The organism is Limnohabitans sp. MMS-10A-178 (genome assembly GCF_003063375.1).
Classification (GTDB): domain Bacteria; phylum Pseudomonadota; class Gammaproteobacteria; order Burkholderiales; family Burkholderiaceae_C; genus Limnohabitans_A.
In genome coordinates this window covers 1,493,144-1,511,457 of the sequence record NZ_NERY01000001.1, presented here as the reverse complement: position 1 = coordinate 1,511,457, position 18,314 = coordinate 1,493,144, and the positions used below count along the sequence as shown (strand labels likewise).

At 51.5% G+C, this 18,314-nt stretch carries 18 protein-coding genes; 11 read left to right on the top strand and 7 right to left on the bottom strand.

Annotation, left to right across the window (positions count from 1 at the left end):
• Nucleotides 1-2 precede the first annotated feature (2 nt).
• The 4 genes from B9Z32_RS07485 to B9Z32_RS07470 all read left to right on the top strand — a co-directional run bounded on the left by B9Z32_RS07485 (nt 3) and on the right by B9Z32_RS07470 (nt 3,843).
• Nucleotides 3-518 (top strand): hemerythrin domain-containing protein, encoded by a 516-nt coding sequence (locus B9Z32_RS07485; protein ID WP_233248124.1) that lies wholly within the window; start codon nt 3-5, stop codon nt 516-518.
• A 51-nt stretch (nt 519-569) separates the two neighbouring features.
• Nucleotides 570-1,724 carry an alpha-hydroxy acid oxidase gene (locus B9Z32_RS07480; RefSeq protein WP_108420622.1) on the top strand — a complete coding sequence of 385 codons (1,155 nt, stop codon included), beginning with the start codon at nt 570-572 and terminating at the stop codon, nt 1,722-1,724.
• Nucleotides 1,725-1,793: 69 nt separating this feature from the next.
• Nucleotides 1,794-3,038: a DNA polymerase IV gene (dinB, locus tag B9Z32_RS07475; protein ID WP_108420621.1), complete on the top strand. Its 1,245-nt coding sequence runs from the start codon at nt 1,794-1,796 to the stop codon at nt 3,036-3,038.
• Nucleotides 3,001-3,843, top strand: a complete 843-nt coding sequence (locus tag B9Z32_RS07470) for an enoyl-CoA hydratase-related protein (protein WP_108420620.1) — start codon at nt 3,001-3,003, stop codon at nt 3,841-3,843. Before dinB ends, B9Z32_RS07470 begins: the two co-directional genes overlap by 38 nt.
• Nucleotides 3,844-3,866: 23 nt before the next feature.
• Here B9Z32_RS07470 and queF read toward each other — a convergent pair whose 3' ends face one another.
• Both queF and yaaA read right to left on the bottom strand, forming a co-directional pair.
• Nucleotides 3,867-4,712, bottom strand: coding sequence for an NADPH-dependent 7-cyano-7-deazaguanine reductase QueF (gene queF, locus B9Z32_RS07465; protein WP_108420619.1), 846 nt, complete (start codon nt 4,710-4,712; stop codon nt 3,867-3,869).
• Nucleotides 4,709-5,491: a peroxide stress protein YaaA gene (gene yaaA, locus B9Z32_RS07460; protein ID WP_108420618.1), complete on the bottom strand. Its 783-nt coding sequence runs from the start codon at nt 5,489-5,491 to the stop codon at nt 4,709-4,711. Before yaaA ends, queF begins: the two co-directional genes overlap by 4 nt.
• A gap of 186 nt (nt 5,492-5,677) precedes the next feature.
• Here yaaA and B9Z32_RS07455 point away from each other — a divergent pair, with 186 nt between their 5' ends.
• From B9Z32_RS07455 to galU, 4 genes are all read left to right on the top strand, one after another.
• Nucleotides 5,678-7,387 (top strand): FAD-dependent monooxygenase, encoded by a 1,710-nt coding sequence (locus B9Z32_RS07455; protein WP_108420617.1) that lies wholly within the window; start codon nt 5,678-5,680, stop codon nt 7,385-7,387.
• 17 nt (nt 7,388-7,404) lie between these two features.
• Nucleotides 7,405-7,587, top strand: coding sequence for a DUF2783 domain-containing protein (locus B9Z32_RS07450; RefSeq protein WP_108420616.1), 183 nt, complete (start codon nt 7,405-7,407; stop codon nt 7,585-7,587).
• 105 nt (nt 7,588-7,692) lie between these two features.
• A complete protein-coding gene (locus B9Z32_RS07445) occupies nt 7,693-10,659 on the top strand; it encodes a valine--tRNA ligase (RefSeq protein WP_108420615.1) in 2,967 nt (988 codons plus the stop codon).
• A 63-nt stretch (nt 10,660-10,722) separates the two neighbouring features.
• On the top strand, nt 10,723-11,610 hold the full coding sequence (gene galU / locus B9Z32_RS07440; RefSeq protein WP_108420614.1) for a UTP--glucose-1-phosphate uridylyltransferase GalU: 888 nt from the start codon (nt 10,723-10,725) through the stop codon (nt 11,608-11,610).
• A 5-nt stretch (nt 11,611-11,615) separates the two neighbouring features.
• Here the strand turns inward: galU and B9Z32_RS07435 are convergent, their stop codons facing one another.
• From B9Z32_RS07435 to cysM, 3 genes are read right to left on the bottom strand one after another with little or no spacing between them, the layout of a single operon-like run.
• Entirely contained in the window at nt 11,616-11,843 is a 228-nt protein-coding gene (locus B9Z32_RS07435; RefSeq protein WP_199219975.1) for a sulfurtransferase TusA family protein, read from the bottom strand.
• A 35-nt stretch (nt 11,844-11,878) separates the two neighbouring features.
• The gene (locus tag B9Z32_RS07430; RefSeq protein WP_108420612.1) at nt 11,879-12,424 is read right to left on the bottom strand and encodes an NUDIX domain-containing protein; all 546 of its coding nucleotides are present in this window, start codon (nt 12,422-12,424) and stop codon (nt 11,879-11,881) included.
• Entirely contained in the window at nt 12,421-13,323 is a 903-nt protein-coding gene (gene cysM, locus B9Z32_RS07425) for a cysteine synthase CysM (RefSeq protein ID WP_108420611.1), read from the bottom strand. The genes B9Z32_RS07430 and cysM overlap by 4 nt, the downstream gene beginning before the upstream one ends.
• A gap of 130 nt (nt 13,324-13,453) precedes the next feature.
• Between cysM and B9Z32_RS07420 the strand changes: the two genes are divergently transcribed.
• Entirely contained in the window at nt 13,454-14,098 is a 645-nt protein-coding gene (locus B9Z32_RS07420; protein ID WP_108420610.1) for a hypothetical protein, read from the top strand.
• Between the two features lie 46 nt (nt 14,099-14,144).
• On the opposite strand, the gene B9Z32_RS07415 is transcribed toward B9Z32_RS07420, so the two are convergent.
• Nucleotides 14,145-15,104, bottom strand: a complete 960-nt coding sequence (locus tag B9Z32_RS07415) for a hypothetical protein (RefSeq protein WP_108420609.1) — start codon at nt 15,102-15,104, stop codon at nt 14,145-14,147.
• A 279-nt stretch (nt 15,105-15,383) separates the two neighbouring features.
• On the opposite strand from B9Z32_RS07415, the gene B9Z32_RS07410 reads away from it, so the two are divergent.
• Nucleotides 15,384-16,340 carry a TerC family protein gene (locus B9Z32_RS07410; protein ID WP_108420608.1) on the top strand — a complete coding sequence of 319 codons (957 nt, stop codon included), beginning with the start codon at nt 15,384-15,386 and terminating at the stop codon, nt 16,338-16,340.
• A gap of 27 nt (nt 16,341-16,367) precedes the next feature.
• Here B9Z32_RS07410 and B9Z32_RS07405 read toward each other — a convergent pair whose 3' ends face one another.
• A complete protein-coding gene (locus tag B9Z32_RS07405; RefSeq protein ID WP_108420607.1) occupies nt 16,368-17,252 on the bottom strand; it encodes a LysR family transcriptional regulator in 885 nt (294 codons plus the stop codon).
• 101 nt (nt 17,253-17,353) lie between these two features.
• Here B9Z32_RS07405 and B9Z32_RS07400 point away from each other — a divergent pair, with 101 nt between their 5' ends.
• Nucleotides 17,354-18,313 carry a sodium-dependent bicarbonate transport family permease gene (locus B9Z32_RS07400; RefSeq protein ID WP_108420606.1) on the top strand — a complete coding sequence of 320 codons (960 nt, stop codon included), beginning with the start codon at nt 17,354-17,356 and terminating at the stop codon, nt 18,311-18,313.
• Nucleotide 18,314: the final 1 nt, after the last annotated feature.

The window sequence follows — 18,314 nt, the reverse complement described above, 5'->3', positions numbered from 1 at the left end:
TTATGATGGAAGCCACTCAAACCGAGCAACGCACTGTGTCCCCCTTTGCTGCAGGCCTGAATTGGACAGCAGAACTGCACACCGGCGATGGCCGCATGGATGACACACACGAAGAGTTTGTGACCATGCTGAATGCATTGCTGCTCACACCTCAAACCGAGCAGCTCAAGTTGTACCGCGAATTTCTCAATCACACGGTGGAACATTTTGCGCAAGAAGACCGCTGGATGGTAGCCACTGGTTTTAGCGAAGACAACTGCCATGCGGGCCAACACGCCACCATTTTGGAAACCATGCGCGCTGTCGAAACACATTATGTGCAAGGCGACACAGAAATCATTTCTCGCATGGCTGAAGCCTTGGCCGAATGGTTTCCTCAGCACGCTGCCACCATGGACGCCGGATTGGCACAGCATTTGAAATCGGTCAACTTTGACAGCGAAACCGAAACGCTGGCCGACCCTGCCATCGTCAAAAACGTCACCATGTCGGGTTGTGGCAGCGTAAGTTGCACCTGATCAAATTCAAAGACCAGCCTTCTAAGCTTCAATCCAAATTGGAAATCTAATATGTCCGTGATTACCACCATCGAAGAATTGCGCATCCTGGCCCAAAAACGTGTGCCTCGCATGTTCTATGACTATGCAGACAGCGGCTCTTGGACAGAAAGCACTTACCGCGCCAACCAAAGCGATTTTCAAAAAATCAAGTTACGCCAGCGGGTGGCCGTCAACATGGAGGGCCGCAGCACGGCCAGCACCATGATTGGTCAGAAGGTGGCCATGCCTGTGGCCATTGCACCCACAGGTCTCACTGGCATGCAACACGCCGATGGCGAAATTTTGGCGGCTCGCGCAGCCAAGAAATTTGGCGTTCCTTTTACCCTGTCGACCATGAGCATTTGCTCCATTGAAGATGTGTCCAAGGGTACCGATGGCCATCCCTTCTGGTTTCAGCTCTATGTCATGCGCGATCGCGATTTCATTGAGCGCTTGATTGAGCGCGCACGCGCTGCCAACTGCTCTGCCTTGGTCATTACTTTGGATTTGCAAATTTTGGGACAGCGACACAAAGACTTGAAAAATGGTTTGTCTGCACCACCCAAACTTACCATTCCCAACATCATCAACATTGCCAGCAAGCCTCGTTGGGCATTGGGCATGCTGGGCACATCGCGCAGAGAGTTTGGCAACATTGTGGGCCACGTGAAGGGCGTTGAGAACATGGGTTCTTTGTCGGCTTGGACGGCTCAACAATTTGATCCCCGACTGAATTGGGGTGATGTGGAGTGGATCAAAAAACGCTGGGGCGGCAAGATCATCTTGAAGGGCATTCAAGATGTGGAAGACGCTCGTTTGGCTGTTGAGAGCGGCGCCGATGCCATGATTGTGAGCAACCACGGTGGCCGCCAACTCGATGGCGCCCAAAGCAGCATTGAAGCCCTGCCCGCCATTGTGGACGCCGTGGGCAAGCAAATTGAAGTGCACATGGACGGCGGCATTCGCAGCGGTCAGGATGTGCTCAAAGCCCGCGCATTGGGCGCACAAGGCACCTACATTGGCCGCGCATTCTTGTACGGCCTTGGTGCCATGGGTCAACCTGGCGTTGAGAAGGCCTTGCAAATCATTCACAACGAGCTTGATTTGACCATGGCATTTTGTGGTCGCACGCAAATGGACACGGTCGACAAGAGCATCTTGTTGCCGGGCACATTTCCTCAATAACACGCACACTTCCAATTTGAGTTTGTGACGCCCAACACATCACTCAAAAGAAGAATTGCCCACCTCGATATGGACGCGTTTTACGCGTCAGTCGAGTTGTTGCGCTACCCCCAACTCAAGGGCTTGCCGGTGGTCATTGGCGGCGGCAGGCGCAAAGAAGATGACTTGCTGGGGCGACTGCGCGAAGCCCACCCAGACTGCGAATGGTCAGCCGATAACCTGTCTGAAATTCCTTTGGATTTTTTCCCTCGCATTGAAGGTTATACAGGCCGTGGGGTCATCACAACTGCTACCTATGCGGCACGCCAGTTTGGCATTGGCTCGGCCATGGGCCTTATGAAAGCGGCCAAGTTGTGCCCCCAAGCCATTTTGTTGCCCGTCGACTTTGACCAATACCGCCACTACTCTAGAGTTTTCAAAAGCATCATCACCGACATAGCGCCCGTCATGGAAGACCGCGGTGTGGACGAGGTGTACATCGATTTCACCGAAGTGCCAGGAGGCCAACGCGAAGGCGGCAGAGTCTTGGCCAGGCTCATTCAGAAATGTATTTTTGAGGCCACCGGCCTCACCTGCTCAGTGGGCGTTGCACCCAACAAACTGATTGCCAAGATGGCCAGCGAGTTCAATAAGCCCAACGGTATTTCCATCGTGCACGAAGAAGATTTGCAAACAGCCATCTGGCCTTTGAGTTGCCGCAAGATCAATGGCGTTGGACCTAAGGCCGATGAAAAACTCAAACAGCACGGTATTGAAACCATTGGCCAATTGGCCGCTTGTGAGCTGCCTTGGCTGCAAAATCATTTTGGCAAAGTCTATGGCGCATGGCTGCATGCAGCATCTTGGGGCAAAGACGATCGGCCCATTAGCACCGAGAGCGAACCTGTCAGCATCAGCCGTGAAACCACCTTTGAAACGGACTTGCATGCTGTGCGTGACAAGGAAGAATTGGGCAAAGTTTTCACCAGGCTTTGTCAACAATTGGCGGCCGATTTAAAGCGCAAAGGTTATGACGGCAAAACCATCGGCATCAAGCTACGCTACGACAACTTCAAAAGCGTAACGCGCGATCAAACCCTGACTTTTTACACGCAGGATGCCAAAGAAATACGCAAGTTTGCCGGGCTGTGCTTGAAGCGTGTCGACCTGAGTCGAAAACTGCGGCTTCTGGGCGTCCGAGTCGGCTCTCTGGTCAAACATGGGACAGTGCCTGAAGGCATCGCCCGTTACAGTTCTGATTCAACTTCTATCTCTGCACTCAACGAGGTCAGCCCCAATGGACAAACTCAATTGCTTTTCTCTGACGACGAATGACCATGTAGCGCATTTGGTGCTGAACAAGCCCGTATCGCTGAACACCATGCACCCCACATTTTGGCGTGAGCTTGACATGGTATTGCGCCACCTCAATGAAGCAGGTGAGGCACGTGCACTGGTGATTTCGAGCACTGGCAAGCATTTTTCAGCAGGCATGGCACTAGACACATTTTCGAGTGCCATCGCCATGGACGCCGACAGTCCTGAAGGTCGCGCGGCAATTTATGACTCGCTCACCGACATGCAATCGACCTTCACTTTGCTAGAGAGCATGCGCATTCCGGTCATTGCCGCCATTCATGGCGGTTGCATTGGCGGCGCCGTTGACATGGTCACAGCTTGCTGTGTTCGCTATGCCACGCAAGACGCTTTTTTCTGCATCCAAGAAATCAACATCGGCATGGTGGCCGATGTGGGTACGCTGCAACGTCTCCCAAAATTGTTACCCATGGGTTTGGTCAAAGAATTGGCCTATACCGGCCGACGCTTGAGTGCTGACAACGCCATGAAATACGGCTTGGTAACGCAAGTGTTTGAAACGCAAGAGGCCTTGGTAGCGGGCGCCCTGGCTTGCGCCCAAGAAATGGCCAGCAAACCACCGGTGGCCATTTGGGGTACCAAGCAAGCACTCAACTATGCACGTGATCACGGTGTAGAAGACAGTCTGCGCCAAATGGGTTGGTTACAAGGCGCAATCTGGACTACGCCGCACATCCGTGAAGCCATTGTGGCGGCCAAAGAAAAAAGGCCTGCCAAATTTCCGCCTCTGAGCCCACTCAAAGGCTTTAAAACTCTGGGCTAAGGCGTGCCAACTGCGCCAAGGAATTATTGGCGCGCCGTGCGAATGTTGGGAGGCGGCGATTGCGGATGGCTGGTTCGCCAAGGGTTAATGTCCAAGCCACCGCGCCTGGTATAGCGGGCATAAACAGACAACTTCAAAGGTTTGCAGCGCGTCCAAATGTCCATGAAGATGCGCTCCACGCATTGCTCATGAAACTCATTGTGATTTCGAAAACTCACAATGTATTGCAGCAAGCCGGCCTGATCAATTTGATCGCCCGTGTATGAAATTTGAACACTGCCCCAATCGGGTTGCCCAGTGACCAAACAATTGCTTTTCAGCAAGTGACTCACCAAAGTCTCTGTGACGGGCGCCTCATCTTTTTGTGCATTGAGCAATTCTGGTGCAGGCTGATAGTGCTTGCATTCAATGTCCATGCGATCCAAATTCAGGCCATCCAATTCATGCACAGGCTCCTTGTCAAAGTCTTCCGCCAGAATAATTTTGACGCCACACCGAGCCAGAATTTTGCCGCCATGCCACAAAGCTGTATCTAGGTCGTCTCGCATGCAATCCCGCACCGCTTGCACATCGACAAAGCGCGAGGCATTGAAACTGTTCAAGTACAGCTTGAAAGACTTGCTCTCAATGATGTGTGTGCTTTCTGCAGGGACGGTGATGTGGGCAATGGCCACTTGAGGCTTGCCTTTTAGGTTCAGCCACGAGAGTTCAAACGCCGTCCACAAATCTGCGCCAAAGAAGATAGGCGCATCGCTAATCCCTAACTCTTCGCGCTTCACAGCACGGGGAATTGGAAACAACAAGGACGCATCGTATTGGTCAACATAGGCGCTGTTTTTGCCCAGCTGCGATTGCTCTGGCTGGTTCATACCGCGCCCTTTTCGCGTCGACGGAAAACCCAACGATTGACATCAGAAACAGAGTCCTCATAGGCATAGCCATCAAGGTTAAAGTCCTTCAACTTTTCTGGATTTTGAATGTGTTTTTGAATGGCATAACGCGCCAGCAAACCACGCGCACGCTTGGCAAAGAAACTGATCACTTTGTACTTGCCGCCTTTGTAATCCTCAAACACGCACTCAATGACTCGCGCCTTCAAGACCTTTTGATCAACTGCCTTGAAGTACTCTTGCGATGCCAAATTGATGACAACCGGTGATTTGTCTTTGGCCAACTGCGCATTGAGATGCTGCGCAATGCTCGAGCCCCAAAACTGATACAAATTTTTGCCGCGCAAATTGGTCAGGGCTGTTCCCATTTCCAAGCGATAAGGCTGCATCCAATCTAGGGGGCGCAATACCCCATACAAGCCACTCAAAATACACACGTGGTCTTGCGCCCACTCAAGGTCCTTGGGCTTTAAAGATTTGGCGTCCAAGCCGTCATAGACGTCTCCGTTGAAAGCCAATACCGCTTGTTTTGAATTTTTAACTGTAAATTTAGGGCGCCACGCTTCATATCTGGCCACATTCAAGGCTGCCAAGTTGTCGCTCAAATCCATCAGTTCAGAAATTTGAGCTGGGGTTTTATGTTTCAATACTTCTATCAATTCGGCAGACTGTGGAACGAATTGGGGCAAGGTATGAGGCACCCCCTCGACTGGTGAGTCGTAATCCAACGATTTAGCAGGAGACAATAGAAGCAACATGTGCAAAATCCTTTAATGCCTCAATTATCTTGCAGGTGACCGTACTTTGCAGGCAAAGGAATTAGCCTTAGCAAGCGGCTGCCAAATTGGGCGGCGTGGTACAAGCCAGTGAACAGTACTGGCGCTGCTTGCCTCGTGAAGCACAATCGGTTTTTGGCAATGTGAAAATAGGAATGCGTTGATGCTATGAATACCCCTCACTTTCAAGACGTTCAGTTCACCAACGGCTATGAGTTCACACAAGGAACAGGCTACACCCTGCCTGAATATCCCTTTGTCAAACCACCCGAATTGATTCAAAACAAAACTTTGCGACATGCGGTGGTCATTGTCGGGGGCGGCATCTCGGGTCTGACATTGGCTTGCGGCTTGGCCAACTTGGGCATCAGGGCGGTTCTCTTGGACGAAGACAACACCGTGGGGGTCAAAGGCGCCTCCTCGCGCGGCATTTGTTACACCCAAAAATCACTAGAAATTTTTCAAAAGTTGGGCATATTCGATCGCATTGCTAAAAAAGGCATTCAGTGGAGCGTAGGGCGAACATTTGCAGGCAATGATGAGGTCTACAACTTCGACCTCAAACAACAAAGCAATTTCAGCCTTTCACAGCAACCCGCTTTTATCAACATCCAGCAGTTCTACATTGAAGGCTACTTGGTAGAGCGTATTCAAGAATTGGGCTGTGTCGATTTGCGCTGGCAATCACGTGTTACGGCCTTTAAGCAAAACAAAGACTTCGCAACCCTCAGCGTTGAGACCCCCGAAGGCTCTTACCAACTTCAAGCCGACCATGTGATCGATGCAACGGGATCGCACACCCCATTTCACGCTTGGACTGGCGTTAGCATGGAAAGCAAAAAAGGCGATGACCGTTGGTGCATTGCCGATGTGCGCTTTGACACACACCCGCCTACTGAGCGCCATACTTGGATTGAGGCCCCCTTCAATGAAAACCGTGCAGTCTGGCAGCACCTGATGGCCGACGATGTCTGGCGCATTGATTACCAAATGGCACCCAACGCCGATGCCGCTTACATCAGCCGCGAAGATGTGGTTCGCGAGCGCTTAGAGCGTCAGTTTGGCAAGAAAGTGAAAGTTGACATTGTGTGGGTAGGCCCTTACGCCTACAAGAGCCAATGCCTCACCACCTTGCGCATGGGTCGGGTGTTTTTCATGGGCGACACGGCCAAAATTGTGAACCCCTTTGGCGCGCGGGGTGGCAACACCGGCGTGGCCGATGCAGACAATTTGGCTTGGAAACTGGCGGCCGTGCTGCGCGGTCATGCAGACGAAGCGCTGCTTGAGAGTTACAACGACGAGCGGCTAGAAGCTGCACAAGAAAACGTCAAAGTGACGCGACGCACAGCCCGATTTTTGCGGCCAGCAGATGGCGTAGAACGCGCCTTCCGAAAAGCCACCATCAGCTTGGCAAAGCAGTTTCCTTTCGCACGATCACTGATCAACACCGGGCGCATGGCTGTTGCCAATACCTATCGTGGCTCGCGCGCTTGCGGCGAAACTGGCGGAACATCTGTACAAAATGTCAAGATTCAATGGCGGCCCGGCAAAACCGGCGCACTGAATGACTTGCTTCAATGGGCTGATGGCCGTTTGCTCATTTTGGTTTTTGGTCAGCAGTCCAAGGCGTCGATCAAACGACTTCAAGAGCTCAGTGCATCAGGCCTGCCCGTTCGATGTGTTCAAGTCCTTTCCAAAGGCGACAGCGCACAAGCCCGCGAACACATTTGGGACCTGCAAGGCCATTTGCAAAGGGCCTGTGTTTCAGTGCCTGCTGGCGGTTGGGCCGTGATTCGACCTGATGGCTATTTGGCCGACACCGGCAAAAGTGTGAATGGCAACTTGATAGCGGCGGTAGCCACTTCTTTGTGCCTTTGATTCAATTCGGACTGACCATGATGAAAACAGAACTGAACCTGCAAGACGCCGATGGCTTCTATGAGCAATTGCTGAATGCCCATGAGGGGTTAACCACAGAACAATCAGAACAGCTCAATATGCGCTTGATTTTGCTGCTGGCCAATCAGGTGGGGGACGCGTCTGTGCTCAGAGATTGCATTGAATCGGCCAAGAACTGAACCAGATCCTTGACGGGCCCTCGAAAACCAGGCGCTAGCCCAGTAAAATCATGGCTTTAGACCATTCTTGACATTGCCTCTGAGCAATCACTCAATACCTAGCCCATGAGCAACGAGACCACCCCCGCCATTCAGCAACCCGGCCTTGAGAGCCTGTCCAAGTCTTTTGAGCCTGCTGCCCTTGAAGCCCATTGGGGCCCCGAGTGGGAAAAGCGCGGTTATGGCATCGCGGGCCATCGCGGTAGCCAAGTGCCAAATGCTGACGCCCCCAACTTTGCCATCCAGTTGCCGCCTCCCAATGTGACTGGCACCCTGCACATGGGCCATGCGTTCAACCAAACCATCATGGACAGCCTTACGCGTTATCACCGCATGATGGGTTTCAACACCGCTTGGATTCCAGGCACCGACCACGCCGGCATTGCTACGCAAATTGTGGTGGAGCGCCAGCTTCAAGGCCAAGGCATCAGCCGCCACGACATGGGCCCAACGCCCGCCGAAGCGCGCAAAAACTTTGTGTCCAAAGTGTGGGAATGGAAAGAGCAATCGGGCAACACCATCACGCAGCAAATGCGCCGCATGGGCGACAGCGTAGACTGGACGCGCGAGTACTTCACCATGGACGACAAGCTGTCCAAAGTGGTGTCCGAAACATTTGTGAAGCTTTACGAGCAGGGCCTCATTTATCGCGGCAAACGCTTGGTCAGCTGGGACCCTGTGCTTCAAAGCGCGGTGTCCGACCTTGAAGTAGAAAACACCGAAGCCGATGGCAAGATGCATTACATCTTGTATCCGTTTGCAGACGGCCCTCAACTCATTGACGGCGTGATGCAAAAGGGCATGACCATTGCCACCACGCGTCCCGAAACCATGATGGCCGACGGCGCATTGGCGGTTCACCCAGAAGACGAGCGCTACAAACATTTGGTCGGCAAAAAAGTCGACTTGCCTTTGTGCGATCGTCAGATCCCCATCATTGCAGACGACTTTGTCGATCGCGAATTTGGATCGGGTTGCGTGAAGATCACTGGCGCCCACGATGCCAACGACTACGCATGCTCAATGCGTCACAACTTGCCATTGATCACCATCTTCACCTTGACGGCCACTGTCAACGAAAACGGCCCCAAAGCCTATCAAGGCATGGACCGCTTTGTGGCGCGCAAAGCCGTGATCAAAGACTTGGAAGCACAAGGCCTGCTGATTGAAATCAAGGCGCACAAACTGATGCTGCCCATCTGTGCGCGTACTGGCCAAGTGGTCGAGCCCATGCTCACAGACCAGTGGTTTGTGGCTGTCAACAAAGTCAGCCCGCTTGACTCCACTGGCAAGAGCATTGCACAAAAGGCCATTGATGCAGTTCACTCTGGCCAAGTTAGTTTTGTGCCCGAGAATTGGGTCAACACCTACGACCAGTGGATGAACAACATCCAAGACTGGTGCATTTCTCGCCAGTTGTGGTGGGGCCATCAAATTCCCGCCTGGTACGACGAAGAAGGCAATGTGTATGTGGCCAACTCAGAGGCACAAGCGCAAGCGCAAGCAGGGGCAGGCAAGAAGCTCAAGCGCGATGAAGACGTACTCGACACCTGGTATTCCTCCGCGCTGGTGCCCTTCTCCACCATGGGTTGGCCAGACGCTTTAGAAACAAGCGGCTCGAGCAAAACACAAGACTACGACTTGTACTTGCCATCCTCCGTGTTGGTCACAGGCTACGACATCATCTTCTTCTGGGTGGCCAGAATGATCATGATGACCACGCACTTTACGGGACGCGTGCCATTCAAACACGTCTACATCCATGGCTTGGTGCGCGATGCACAGGGCAAAAAGATGAGCAAGTCTGAAGGCAACGTGCTTGACCCTGTCGATTTGATCGACGGCATTGCACTAGAGCCCTTGCTGGAAAAGCGCTCACAAGGTTTGCGCAAGCCCGAGACCGCGCCTCAAGTGCGCAAGAACACACAAAAAGAATTCCCCGAAGGCATTCCAGCCTACGGCGCAGACGCACTGCGCTTTACCTTTGCAGCTTTGGCCTCATTGGGACGCAGCATCAACTTTGACAGCAAGCGCTGCGAAGGTTATCGCAACTTCTGCAACAAGCTTTGGAACGCTACACGCTTTGTGCTGATGAATTGTGAAGGCCAAGACTGCGGTCTGAAGGAACACACCAAGGCAGAATGCGTCGTGGGTGGTCCTGCGCATGGGTATTTGACTTTCAGCCAAGCCGACCGTTGGATCTCTTCCAAAATTCAACGCGTCGAAGCCGACGTGGCCAAAGGCTTTGCAGAGTACCGCTTGGACAATGTGGCCAATGCCATTTACGATTTTGTGTGGAACGAGTTTTGCGATTGGTATTTGGAAATTGCCAAGGTACAAATCAACACCGGTGATGCCTCACAGCAACGCGCCACACGCCGCACACTCATTCGCAGCTTAGAAACCATTTTGCGTTTGGTTCACCCCATCACGCCTTTCATCTCGGAAGAGTTGTGGCAAAAAGTTGCGCCTGTGGCTGGCCGTGCCGGTCCTTCGGTCAGCATTGCAGCCTACCCTGTCGCACAACTGGACCGAGTTGACGAAAAAGCCGAAGCCCATGTGGCCAAGCTCAAAACCTTGGTCGATGCTTGCCGCAATTTGCGCGGCGAGATGAGTGTGTCGCCGGCCACCAAATTGCCTTTGTATGTATTGGGTGATTCAGATTTCATGAAGGCAGCAGGTCCTGTGTTACAAGCCTTGGCCAAGTTAAACGAAGTAAAAGTCTTTGACAATGAGGCCGAGTGGACGAAGGCTGCTGCCGCGGCCCCTGTGGCCGTGGTGGGTGAAGCGCGCCTGTGCTTGTTCATGGAAGTGGACGTGGCCGCAGAAAAGATTCGCCTCAGCAAAGAAGTAGCCCGCTTAGAGGGCGAAATTGGCAAAGCCAATGGCAAGCTGAGCAACGAAGCCTTTGTAGCCAAAGCACCACCCGCCGTAATTGAGCAAGAGCGCAAGCGGGTGGCCGACTTTGAAGCCACACTGAGCAAAATGAAAGCTCAATTGGCTCAACTCGATGCAAAGCCGCAAAAATCCTGACACACAACAGCCCAGCAACTGTGTTATTTTCTAGAATGAATTGAACTCTGCGAGAAATCTCTTATGAGCGCCCAGCCCAGTATCAGAAAAGCCGTTTTCCCCGTCGCAGGACTTGGCACCCGGTTTTTACCCGCCACCAAAGCAGCACCCAAAGAAATGTTGCCTGTGGTAGACAAACCGCTCATTCAATATGCCGTAGAAGAAGCCTACTCTGCTGGCGTGCGGCACATGATTTTTGTCACTGGCCGCAGCAAGCGCGCCATTGAAGATCACTTTGATACAGCTTACGAGCTAGAAACAGAGCTTGAAAGTGCGCACAAAGAAGAGTTGTTGAAATTGGTGCGATCGGTTCAGCCAGACGACATGGTGTGTGCATACGTCAGGCAACCCCGCTCTTTGGGTTTGGGGCACGCCGTTTTGTGCGCTGAGGCCATGGTGGGGCAAGAGCCCTTTGCCGTTTTGCTTGCAGACGACCTGATGGTCGGCCTCAAAGGTGGCCCTTCCGTACTGGCGCAAATGGTCAAAGCCTACGAGCAGCAAGGCCGCTCTATTTTGGCCGTTCAGGAAGTGCCTTTAGAGCACGTTAAGCGCTATGGCATTGTGGCGGGCGAATCAGCCGGCAAGCAACTTATTCGCGTTGAGCAAATTGTTGAAAAGCCCAGCCCAGAAAAAGCACCTTCTCAAATGGGTGTTGCGGGGCGCTACATTCTCACGCCAGGCATCTTCAATGAAATTAGAAACCAACCGACTGGCGTAGGCGGCGAAATTCAACTCACCGATGCCATTGCAAGGTTGAAATCACGCGAGGCTGTGTACGCCTTTCAATATGAAGGCAAACGCTACGACTGTGGCAGCAAAGAAGGCTTCTTAGAAGCCACTGTAGAACTTGCCCTGGAGCATCCACAGGTGGGTGATTCGTTCAGACAGTACTTGAAGTCACTCAGCCTTTAAGCTGATCAACGTCTTTTAAGCCAAATTGAAAACTTGTCGCCCTCTGTTTCTTGAAGCATCAAATCGTTGCCTGTTTGTTTGGCAAAGGCTTCAAAGTCTCTGAGTGCGCCCGGGTCGGTCGACATGATTTTGAGAACCTGCCCCGGCTGCATGGCCGAGAGAGATTTTTTGGCCTTCAAAATAGGCAAGGGGCAATTGAGACCGCAAGTGTCCAATTCAATGTCAAAACTCAAACTCATTTCATCTCCAAATTAATTCTGATAGACCATTAAGCAGAACGACCTTGCGCATCACGTTCTTCCCAAGTCATGAACTTGGGCTCAATCCCTTCAGTGCGCAGCCAATCACCCAATGCGTAGCCTGTACCGGCAGGCCAACAAACCAATTCATCAAAGTTGAACATTTTGTACTCTGCCAATTCGGGGGACAGCTTGACCGTGCCAGAGGCAAGAGCATGGTACGCAATGATCACTTGGTTCATGCGCTGAAAGTCGTAAACACCAATCAATTTAAGCGCACTGACTTGCAAATTGGTTTCTTCCTTGATTTCACGGGTGATGCCTTCTTCAGGCGTTTCACCAGACTCCATGAAACCCGTGATGAGCGCAAATTTCCGACCTGCCCATGCCGCATTGCGCGCCAATAAAATTTGGTTGCCTACCTGCACAATGCCTGCCAAGACGGGTGTGGGATTGTTCCAATGCGTGAAGTCGCACTCGGAGCAACGCAAGCGAAGTTTTTCTCCGCCATCCTCCATTTGCTGCAGCCAAGACAGCGCGGCACCGCAGCAAGGACAAAAGCGATATTCGATCATGCTGGGAACACTCCCGTAGAAAGATAACGATCGCCGCGATCGCACACAATGAAAACGATGGTGGCGTTCTTTTCTCGGGCTGCAATTTGTTGAGCCACCCAACAAGCGCCAGCCGCTGAAATGCCCGCAAACAAGCCTTCTTCGCGTGCCATTTGACGGCACGTGTCTTCCGCATCGTCTTGGCTGACATAAATCAGCTCATCCACATTGGCAGGGTTGTAGATCTTGGGCAAGTAGGCTTCTGGCCATTTGCGAATGCCAGGAATGCGCGAACCCTCAGTAGGTTGCGCACCCACAATTTGAATTTTGGGATTCTTTTCTTTCAGAAATTGCGACACACCAGTGATGGTGCCAGTGGTGCCCATGGAGCTCACAAAGTGCGTGACACGCCCTTCTGTTTGCGACCAAATTTCTGGGCCCGTTGTCTCGTAATGAATGCGTGGGTTGTCGAGGTTGGAGAATTGATCGAGGATGCGCCCTTTCCCTTGAGCCGCCATGTTGTCGGCCAGGTCGCGGGCATATTCCATGCCCCCACTTTTGGGCGTCAAGATAAGTTCGGCGCCAAAGGCCTTCATGGTTTGCGCACGCTCAATAGACAAATCTTCCGGCATGATCAAAATCATTCGGTAGCCCCTGATGGCCGCACCCATGGCAAGTGCAATGCCCGTGTTGCCCGAGGTGGCTTCAATCAGGGTGTCGCCAGGCTTGATTTCGCCTCGCTCTTCAGCCCTTTTGATCATGGAGAGTGCGGGCCTGTCTTTGACCGACCCTGCAGGATTGTTGCCTTCGAGTTTTCCCAAAAGCACATTGCCTTTGGGCCCCGTGATTTCTGCTGCCATTCTCTGCAACCTGATCAAGGGCGTGTTGCCAATGGCATCTTCAAGCGTTAAATAATTCATTTTTTCTATTTACCAAGACTCGTCTTTGCAGGAGACTGAAAAGCACACATGAGGGTGCTTTAAGGGATTATGCTTCGAACATGCTGTCCTTGTCATGAGAACAGCTTTATATCAATTTTAGGAGAAGTCGATGCTACTAGGTGCTTGGTGGATTTGGGTTGTCGCCTTAGCGCTCTACATTGTTTTTCGTCTTTGGTACGACAACTGGCGAGGTCCGCTGAGCCCTCAAGAAGTGAACGATTTCATGAATCAGGTCAGCGATCTCAAAATGAGTGAGTACAGCGATCCCAAAGATTTAAGAGCTTTTCTGGAGGCAGACGATGGGAAAGAATTTGTCATGGTCAATTTGGTTCGTGTTCACACTGGAGAGCTTGCGCACCCCCACACAGGCAAGCCCACCAAAGGCATCGACCTGCTGCGAGAATATGGCAACAGTTTTGTCAAGGTTTTGGTCAGACATGGAGGGCATCCTGTTTTGGTGATGCGCAAAGTGGGTGGCTACATTGACTCTTGGAACATACCCCCTGACCCCGGATGGCACGTTGCCGGCAGCATGCGCTACAGGAGCCGCCGAGACATGATGAAGTTGGCCCTAGATCCTTCTGTGAGGGATGTTCACATTTTGAAAACTGCAGCCACAGCCACTACTTTTTCTTTTCCATCCCAAGTGGTTTTGGGCCTTGCCATCAGACCCCGAGTGTGGGTAGCACTGTTGCTGACCTTGAGTGCGGCCCTGGTGCATTTGGCCAGCCTGATTGCTTTGATTCCACAATAAGACATGCCAGACACGGCACGTCACTGCGGGGGCATTTACAAATAGCTTAGGTGGCTTTGCCCAAGTTCAAAATTGCATCTGCAATTTTTCCAGTGTCCTTTTCCAAGGCCAAGATATCGCTACCCAGTCTGACAAAGGTATAGCCTGCGTCAAAATTGAGTTTTTCAAGGAGCTTAGGCTCCACAGGATAAGTCTTGGCGCCTTGGGGTACTTTTTCGCCAAACCGCCAAGCCACCTTGATGTTGACTTCACACTGATCAGAGCGCCAAGACATGCCCTCTGGGCATTTACCAGGCGTTAGTGTTTCCATGAAAAATGACCGCGCAAACTGCCGTCGAATTTTGCCAAAGTAATTCAGCAAAGGCGTGCCGAGTTCTTGCGGAAAAGCAAACAATGGCTCAGTCGGCAGCGGCATTTTCCGCGACATGTCCTCTTCAGGCGGCTTCGCGCCACCCATGTTGATGTTGATATTCTGACTGCTTGGTGCAGCTACCCCAGCGGCGCCCGGTATTGAAGCTGGCGTAGGCGCAATCACACCCCCTACGGCTGCCACGGCAACTGGCGGCGCACCACCCGCAGGCTTGGCTGTATCGGCGCCAGCCGTTGTAGATTCTGTTCTGGGTCGGCCTGGGCCTTGAACTTCTGGTCGGTAATACCTGCTCAAAGCCTCTGGATTGTTGCCCATGCGCTTTTCCATGATGGTGTCAAAGACCGCAGAAAGTGCCATGCTGTCTGCCGTGCCCAAGAGTGAAGCCTTGCTTGAGTGAAGGATCGCCAATTGCATGGGTGAGCAATTGGCATGATTTTTTTGAAGCCACTCAATAGATTTATTTTGCCGCTCTTGGGGGTCGTGGGTGGTGAGCGCCATCAAGCGAAATTCTGCAATCACACAGGGGCCACTGGCCGCCTCGGGCGCAACAGCTTGGCCTGGCCTTTTGGGTTTGGGCGCAGCTGTGGTTTGAGCTGGAGCTGGAGCTTGAGCTTGAGCTAAACCAAAGCTGCACAAACAGCTAAAGCAAACCGTCAACCAACAAAGGAATTGAGAGAAAGGAAGCGGCACAGTAAGTTCTTTCGATGCGCAATCAATTGCCAACTGACTTTAATCGACATTTGTGGGAATTACTTGAACAACAGCAGCACATTAGAGAAGTCAGACACAAGCACCAATAATCCTTTATTTACGAAATTATGTTCTATTTTATTCAGATAAAAACTGATTATTTCTAAATAAACTTTCCCTCACTGGCCCAGCTTTAGGGCGTTCACATTTTTTCACAAGGTTTCCATGCAAACAATTGCACCTTTATGGCTTTGGGCCACATTTGGCGTCATCGTCCTCGCTTCTCTCTTCATTGACTTCGTGGTGCTTCGAAAACAAGGCTCACAAGACATTGGGGTGAAGGAAGCCTTGAACTGGTCGTTGATCTGGATCGCACTGAGCTTTTTGTTCAATGGCCTGTTCTGGTGGGCGATCAAGGATACGACGGGATCAACCGAATTGGCCAACACCAAGTCGCTTGAATTTCTAACGGGCTATTTGATTGAAAAATCTTTGGCTGTTGACAATATTTTTGTCTTCTTGCTGATCTTTACTTACTTAGCGGTGCCCTCTCATTTTCAAAAGAGGGTTCTCATGATTGGCATCATTGGTGCCATTGTCTTGCGCACCGTCATGATTTTGGTGGGTGGATGGTTGCTGGCCGAATTCCATTGGATCTTGTATTTGTTCGGTGCATTTTTGGTTCTGACAGGTCTCAAGATGTGGTGGGCTGCGGGCAAAGAACCCAATCTGGATGACAACCCCGCACTCGAACTGCTGCGCAAATTAATTCCTGTCAGCAAAGATTACGACGGTGAAAATTTTTGGACGATGGAAAATGGCAAGAAGGTCGCTACGCCTTTGTTCATGGTGATCTGCTTGATTGCGCTGACCGATGTCATTTTTGCGGTTGACTCCATCCCAGCCATCTTTGCCATCACCAACGACCCTTTCATTGTGCTCACAAGCAATGTGTTTGCTATCTTGGGATTGCGCGCCATGTACTTCTTACTGGCGTCTGTGGCCAGCAAGTTCCACCTTTTGAACTACGGACTGGCAGTGATTTTGATCTTCATTGGCACCAAGATGTGTTTGATTGATATTTACAAAATACCAGTGCACTTCTCCTTAGGCGTGGTGGTTGCCATTCTGGCCATCACCATGCTGTTGAGTGTTCGCACAGCCAAGCCTGAAGCTAAGTGAACTTGGCTACCAGCCTTCCCCCGCAGTTCACAACTTCTGCAAGAGAAGTTGTTGAACCAAGGGGTGATGAACTTTTCTTTCTGTGCCAATGGCAAAAAAATGTTCCCGTACACCTTCGCAAGCTCCTAATCGCTGCACGGCGTAATGCGCGGTGAGGTCCTCATGCACCCATTCGGCCGCAGGGAAAATGCCCATGCCATTGGCACCAAATGTTTTCAATAGGGCGCTGTCCTCAAACTCTCCAACAATATGAGGTGTGATCCCCCGCTGTTCAAACCACTGATCTAATCTATCGCGAACGGCTGTGTGGGCCGTTGGCAAAAGCATCGGTACAGACCCCAGACTTTGAGGAAAATTCTTTTGTGTTGACTTCACCATTTGGGCATTGCCATACCAAGCAATGTCGGTGGCACCTAAGCCGTGGCTGTAAAGCTTGATGTTGGGGTTAACTGGCGCAGGCCTATCCGACAAAACAACATCGAGCCGATGCAATGCCAAATCCCCCAACAAATCGTCTAACTGTCCCTCATAGCAAGTGAGTTTTAAATTTTTGATTTTGATGATGGGCATTAAAAGCCGATGGGCTACCATCTTGGGAAGGCTGTCGCAAATACCAACCGTCAAACGAACCATGGGTGCACTCACGGCATCTCTCACACGACCAGGCAGTGCCTCGCCCAATTGAAAAATTTGATCGGCCTGCTTCATGGCCACAATGCCCGCTTCGGTTAAAACCAAGCCGCGACCTGCAGGCTTGAGAAGGGAACATCCCAAAGATTTTTCCAACTCCCTGACTTGGGCGCTCACAGTTTGCACCGCCATGTCCAATTTCTCTGCCGCCCTTGAAATGCCGCCCTCCTTGGCCACCACCCAAAAGTAATAGAGATGTTTGTAATTAAAATGGATGCTCATATTCAGTTTTATTGAGAATTTATATAAGAAATTATCTGCTTTTTCAATATTACTCTATGCCATAAGATCCTGCGGTTTAGGTTTAAAAAAGTTAGGCTGATTTGTTCAACAATTTCTTCGATCCAGCCATCCTCTTCTTTCTTTTTGGTATTGGCGCTGGTCTTCTCAGATCAAACTTAGAAATCCCGCCACCCATTTCTAAGTTCTTATCCCTCTATTTGCTCATGGCACTGGGCTTGAAGGGTGGTTTTGCACTTTCGCAATCGGGTTTGAATGTCGACGTGGCCAAGGGTTTGGGCGCCGCCGTTTTCTTGGCGGTTTTCATTCCTACCATCGGCTATCAACTTCTCAAAAGAATCACCGGCCCTTTTGATGCAGCGGCCATTGCAGCCACTTACGGCTCAGTGAGTGCGGTGACATTCATGACGGCGGTTCAGTTTCTCGACGGCAACAAGATTGCCTACTCTGGACACATGTCGGCAGCCATGGCGATGATGGAGTCACCTGCCATTTTGTTGGCCGTGTTTTGGGTTAATGGCATCAGAAAAAAAATAAGCGGCACCTCACACAGCCACACTCTGAAACAAACCTTGCATGAATCCCTCACCGACGGGGCGCAGTTGCTCTTATTGGGTGCCATGCTGGTGGGCATTCTGTCTGGCGAACAAGGCAAGACCATGATGGCTCCCTTCTCGGTTGACCTGTTCAAGGGCATGCTGGCCTTTTTCTTGTTGGACATGGGCCTTACAGCGTCCAGAAATTTTCACTATCTCAAAGGCAAATCCTTGCTGCTCATTGCCTATGCCGTATTGGGGCCTATCACCCACAGCCTGCTCGCGTTGGGATTGGCCTTTGCCTTGGGCATGTCTTTGGGTGACAGCATCTTGCTCATGGTTTTGGCTTCCAGTGCTTCCTACATTGCAGTGCCCGCCGCACTGAAGTTGGCCATTCCAGAAGCGTCTCCCTCTTTGTACTTGGGACTTTCACTCGGCCTGACTTTCCCATTGAATATTATTTTGGGAATTCCCTTCTACAGCTATTTAGCCAACTGGGCCATCTAAA

Coding starts and splice junctions, on each gene's coding strand:
- B9Z32_RS07485 (WP_233248124.1), top strand. CDS start 3: ATGATGGAAGCCACTCAAACCGAGCAACGCACTGTGTCCCCCTTTGCT.
- B9Z32_RS07480 (WP_108420622.1), top strand. CDS start 570: ATGTCCGTGATTACCACCATCGAAGAATTGCGCATCCTGGCCCAAAAA.
- dinB (WP_108420621.1), top strand. CDS start 1,794: ATGGACGCGTTTTACGCGTCAGTCGAGTTGTTGCGCTACCCCCAACTC.
- B9Z32_RS07470 (WP_108420620.1), top strand. CDS start 3,001: ATGGACAAACTCAATTGCTTTTCTCTGACGACGAATGACCATGTAGCG.
- queF (WP_108420619.1), bottom strand. CDS start 4,712: ATGAACCAGCCAGAGCAATCGCAGCTGGGCAAAAACAGCGCCTATGTT.
- yaaA (WP_108420618.1), bottom strand. CDS start 5,491: ATGTTGCTTCTATTGTCTCCTGCTAAATCGTTGGATTACGACTCACCA.
- B9Z32_RS07455 (WP_108420617.1), top strand. CDS start 5,678: ATGAATACCCCTCACTTTCAAGACGTTCAGTTCACCAACGGCTATGAG.
- B9Z32_RS07450 (WP_108420616.1), top strand. CDS start 7,405: ATGATGAAAACAGAACTGAACCTGCAAGACGCCGATGGCTTCTATGAG.
- B9Z32_RS07445 (WP_108420615.1), top strand. CDS start 7,693: ATGAGCAACGAGACCACCCCCGCCATTCAGCAACCCGGCCTTGAGAGC.
- galU (WP_108420614.1), top strand. CDS start 10,723: ATGAGCGCCCAGCCCAGTATCAGAAAAGCCGTTTTCCCCGTCGCAGGA.
- B9Z32_RS07430 (WP_108420612.1), bottom strand. CDS start 12,424: ATGATCGAATATCGCTTTTGTCCTTGCTGCGGTGCCGCGCTGTCTTGG.
- cysM (WP_108420611.1), bottom strand. CDS start 13,323: ATGAATTATTTAACGCTTGAAGATGCCATTGGCAACACGCCCTTGATC.
- B9Z32_RS07420 (WP_108420610.1), top strand. CDS start 13,454: ATGCTACTAGGTGCTTGGTGGATTTGGGTTGTCGCCTTAGCGCTCTAC.
- B9Z32_RS07410 (WP_108420608.1), top strand. CDS start 15,384: ATGCAAACAATTGCACCTTTATGGCTTTGGGCCACATTTGGCGTCATC.
- B9Z32_RS07405 (WP_108420607.1), bottom strand. CDS start 17,252: ATGAGCATCCATTTTAATTACAAACATCTCTATTACTTTTGGGTGGTG.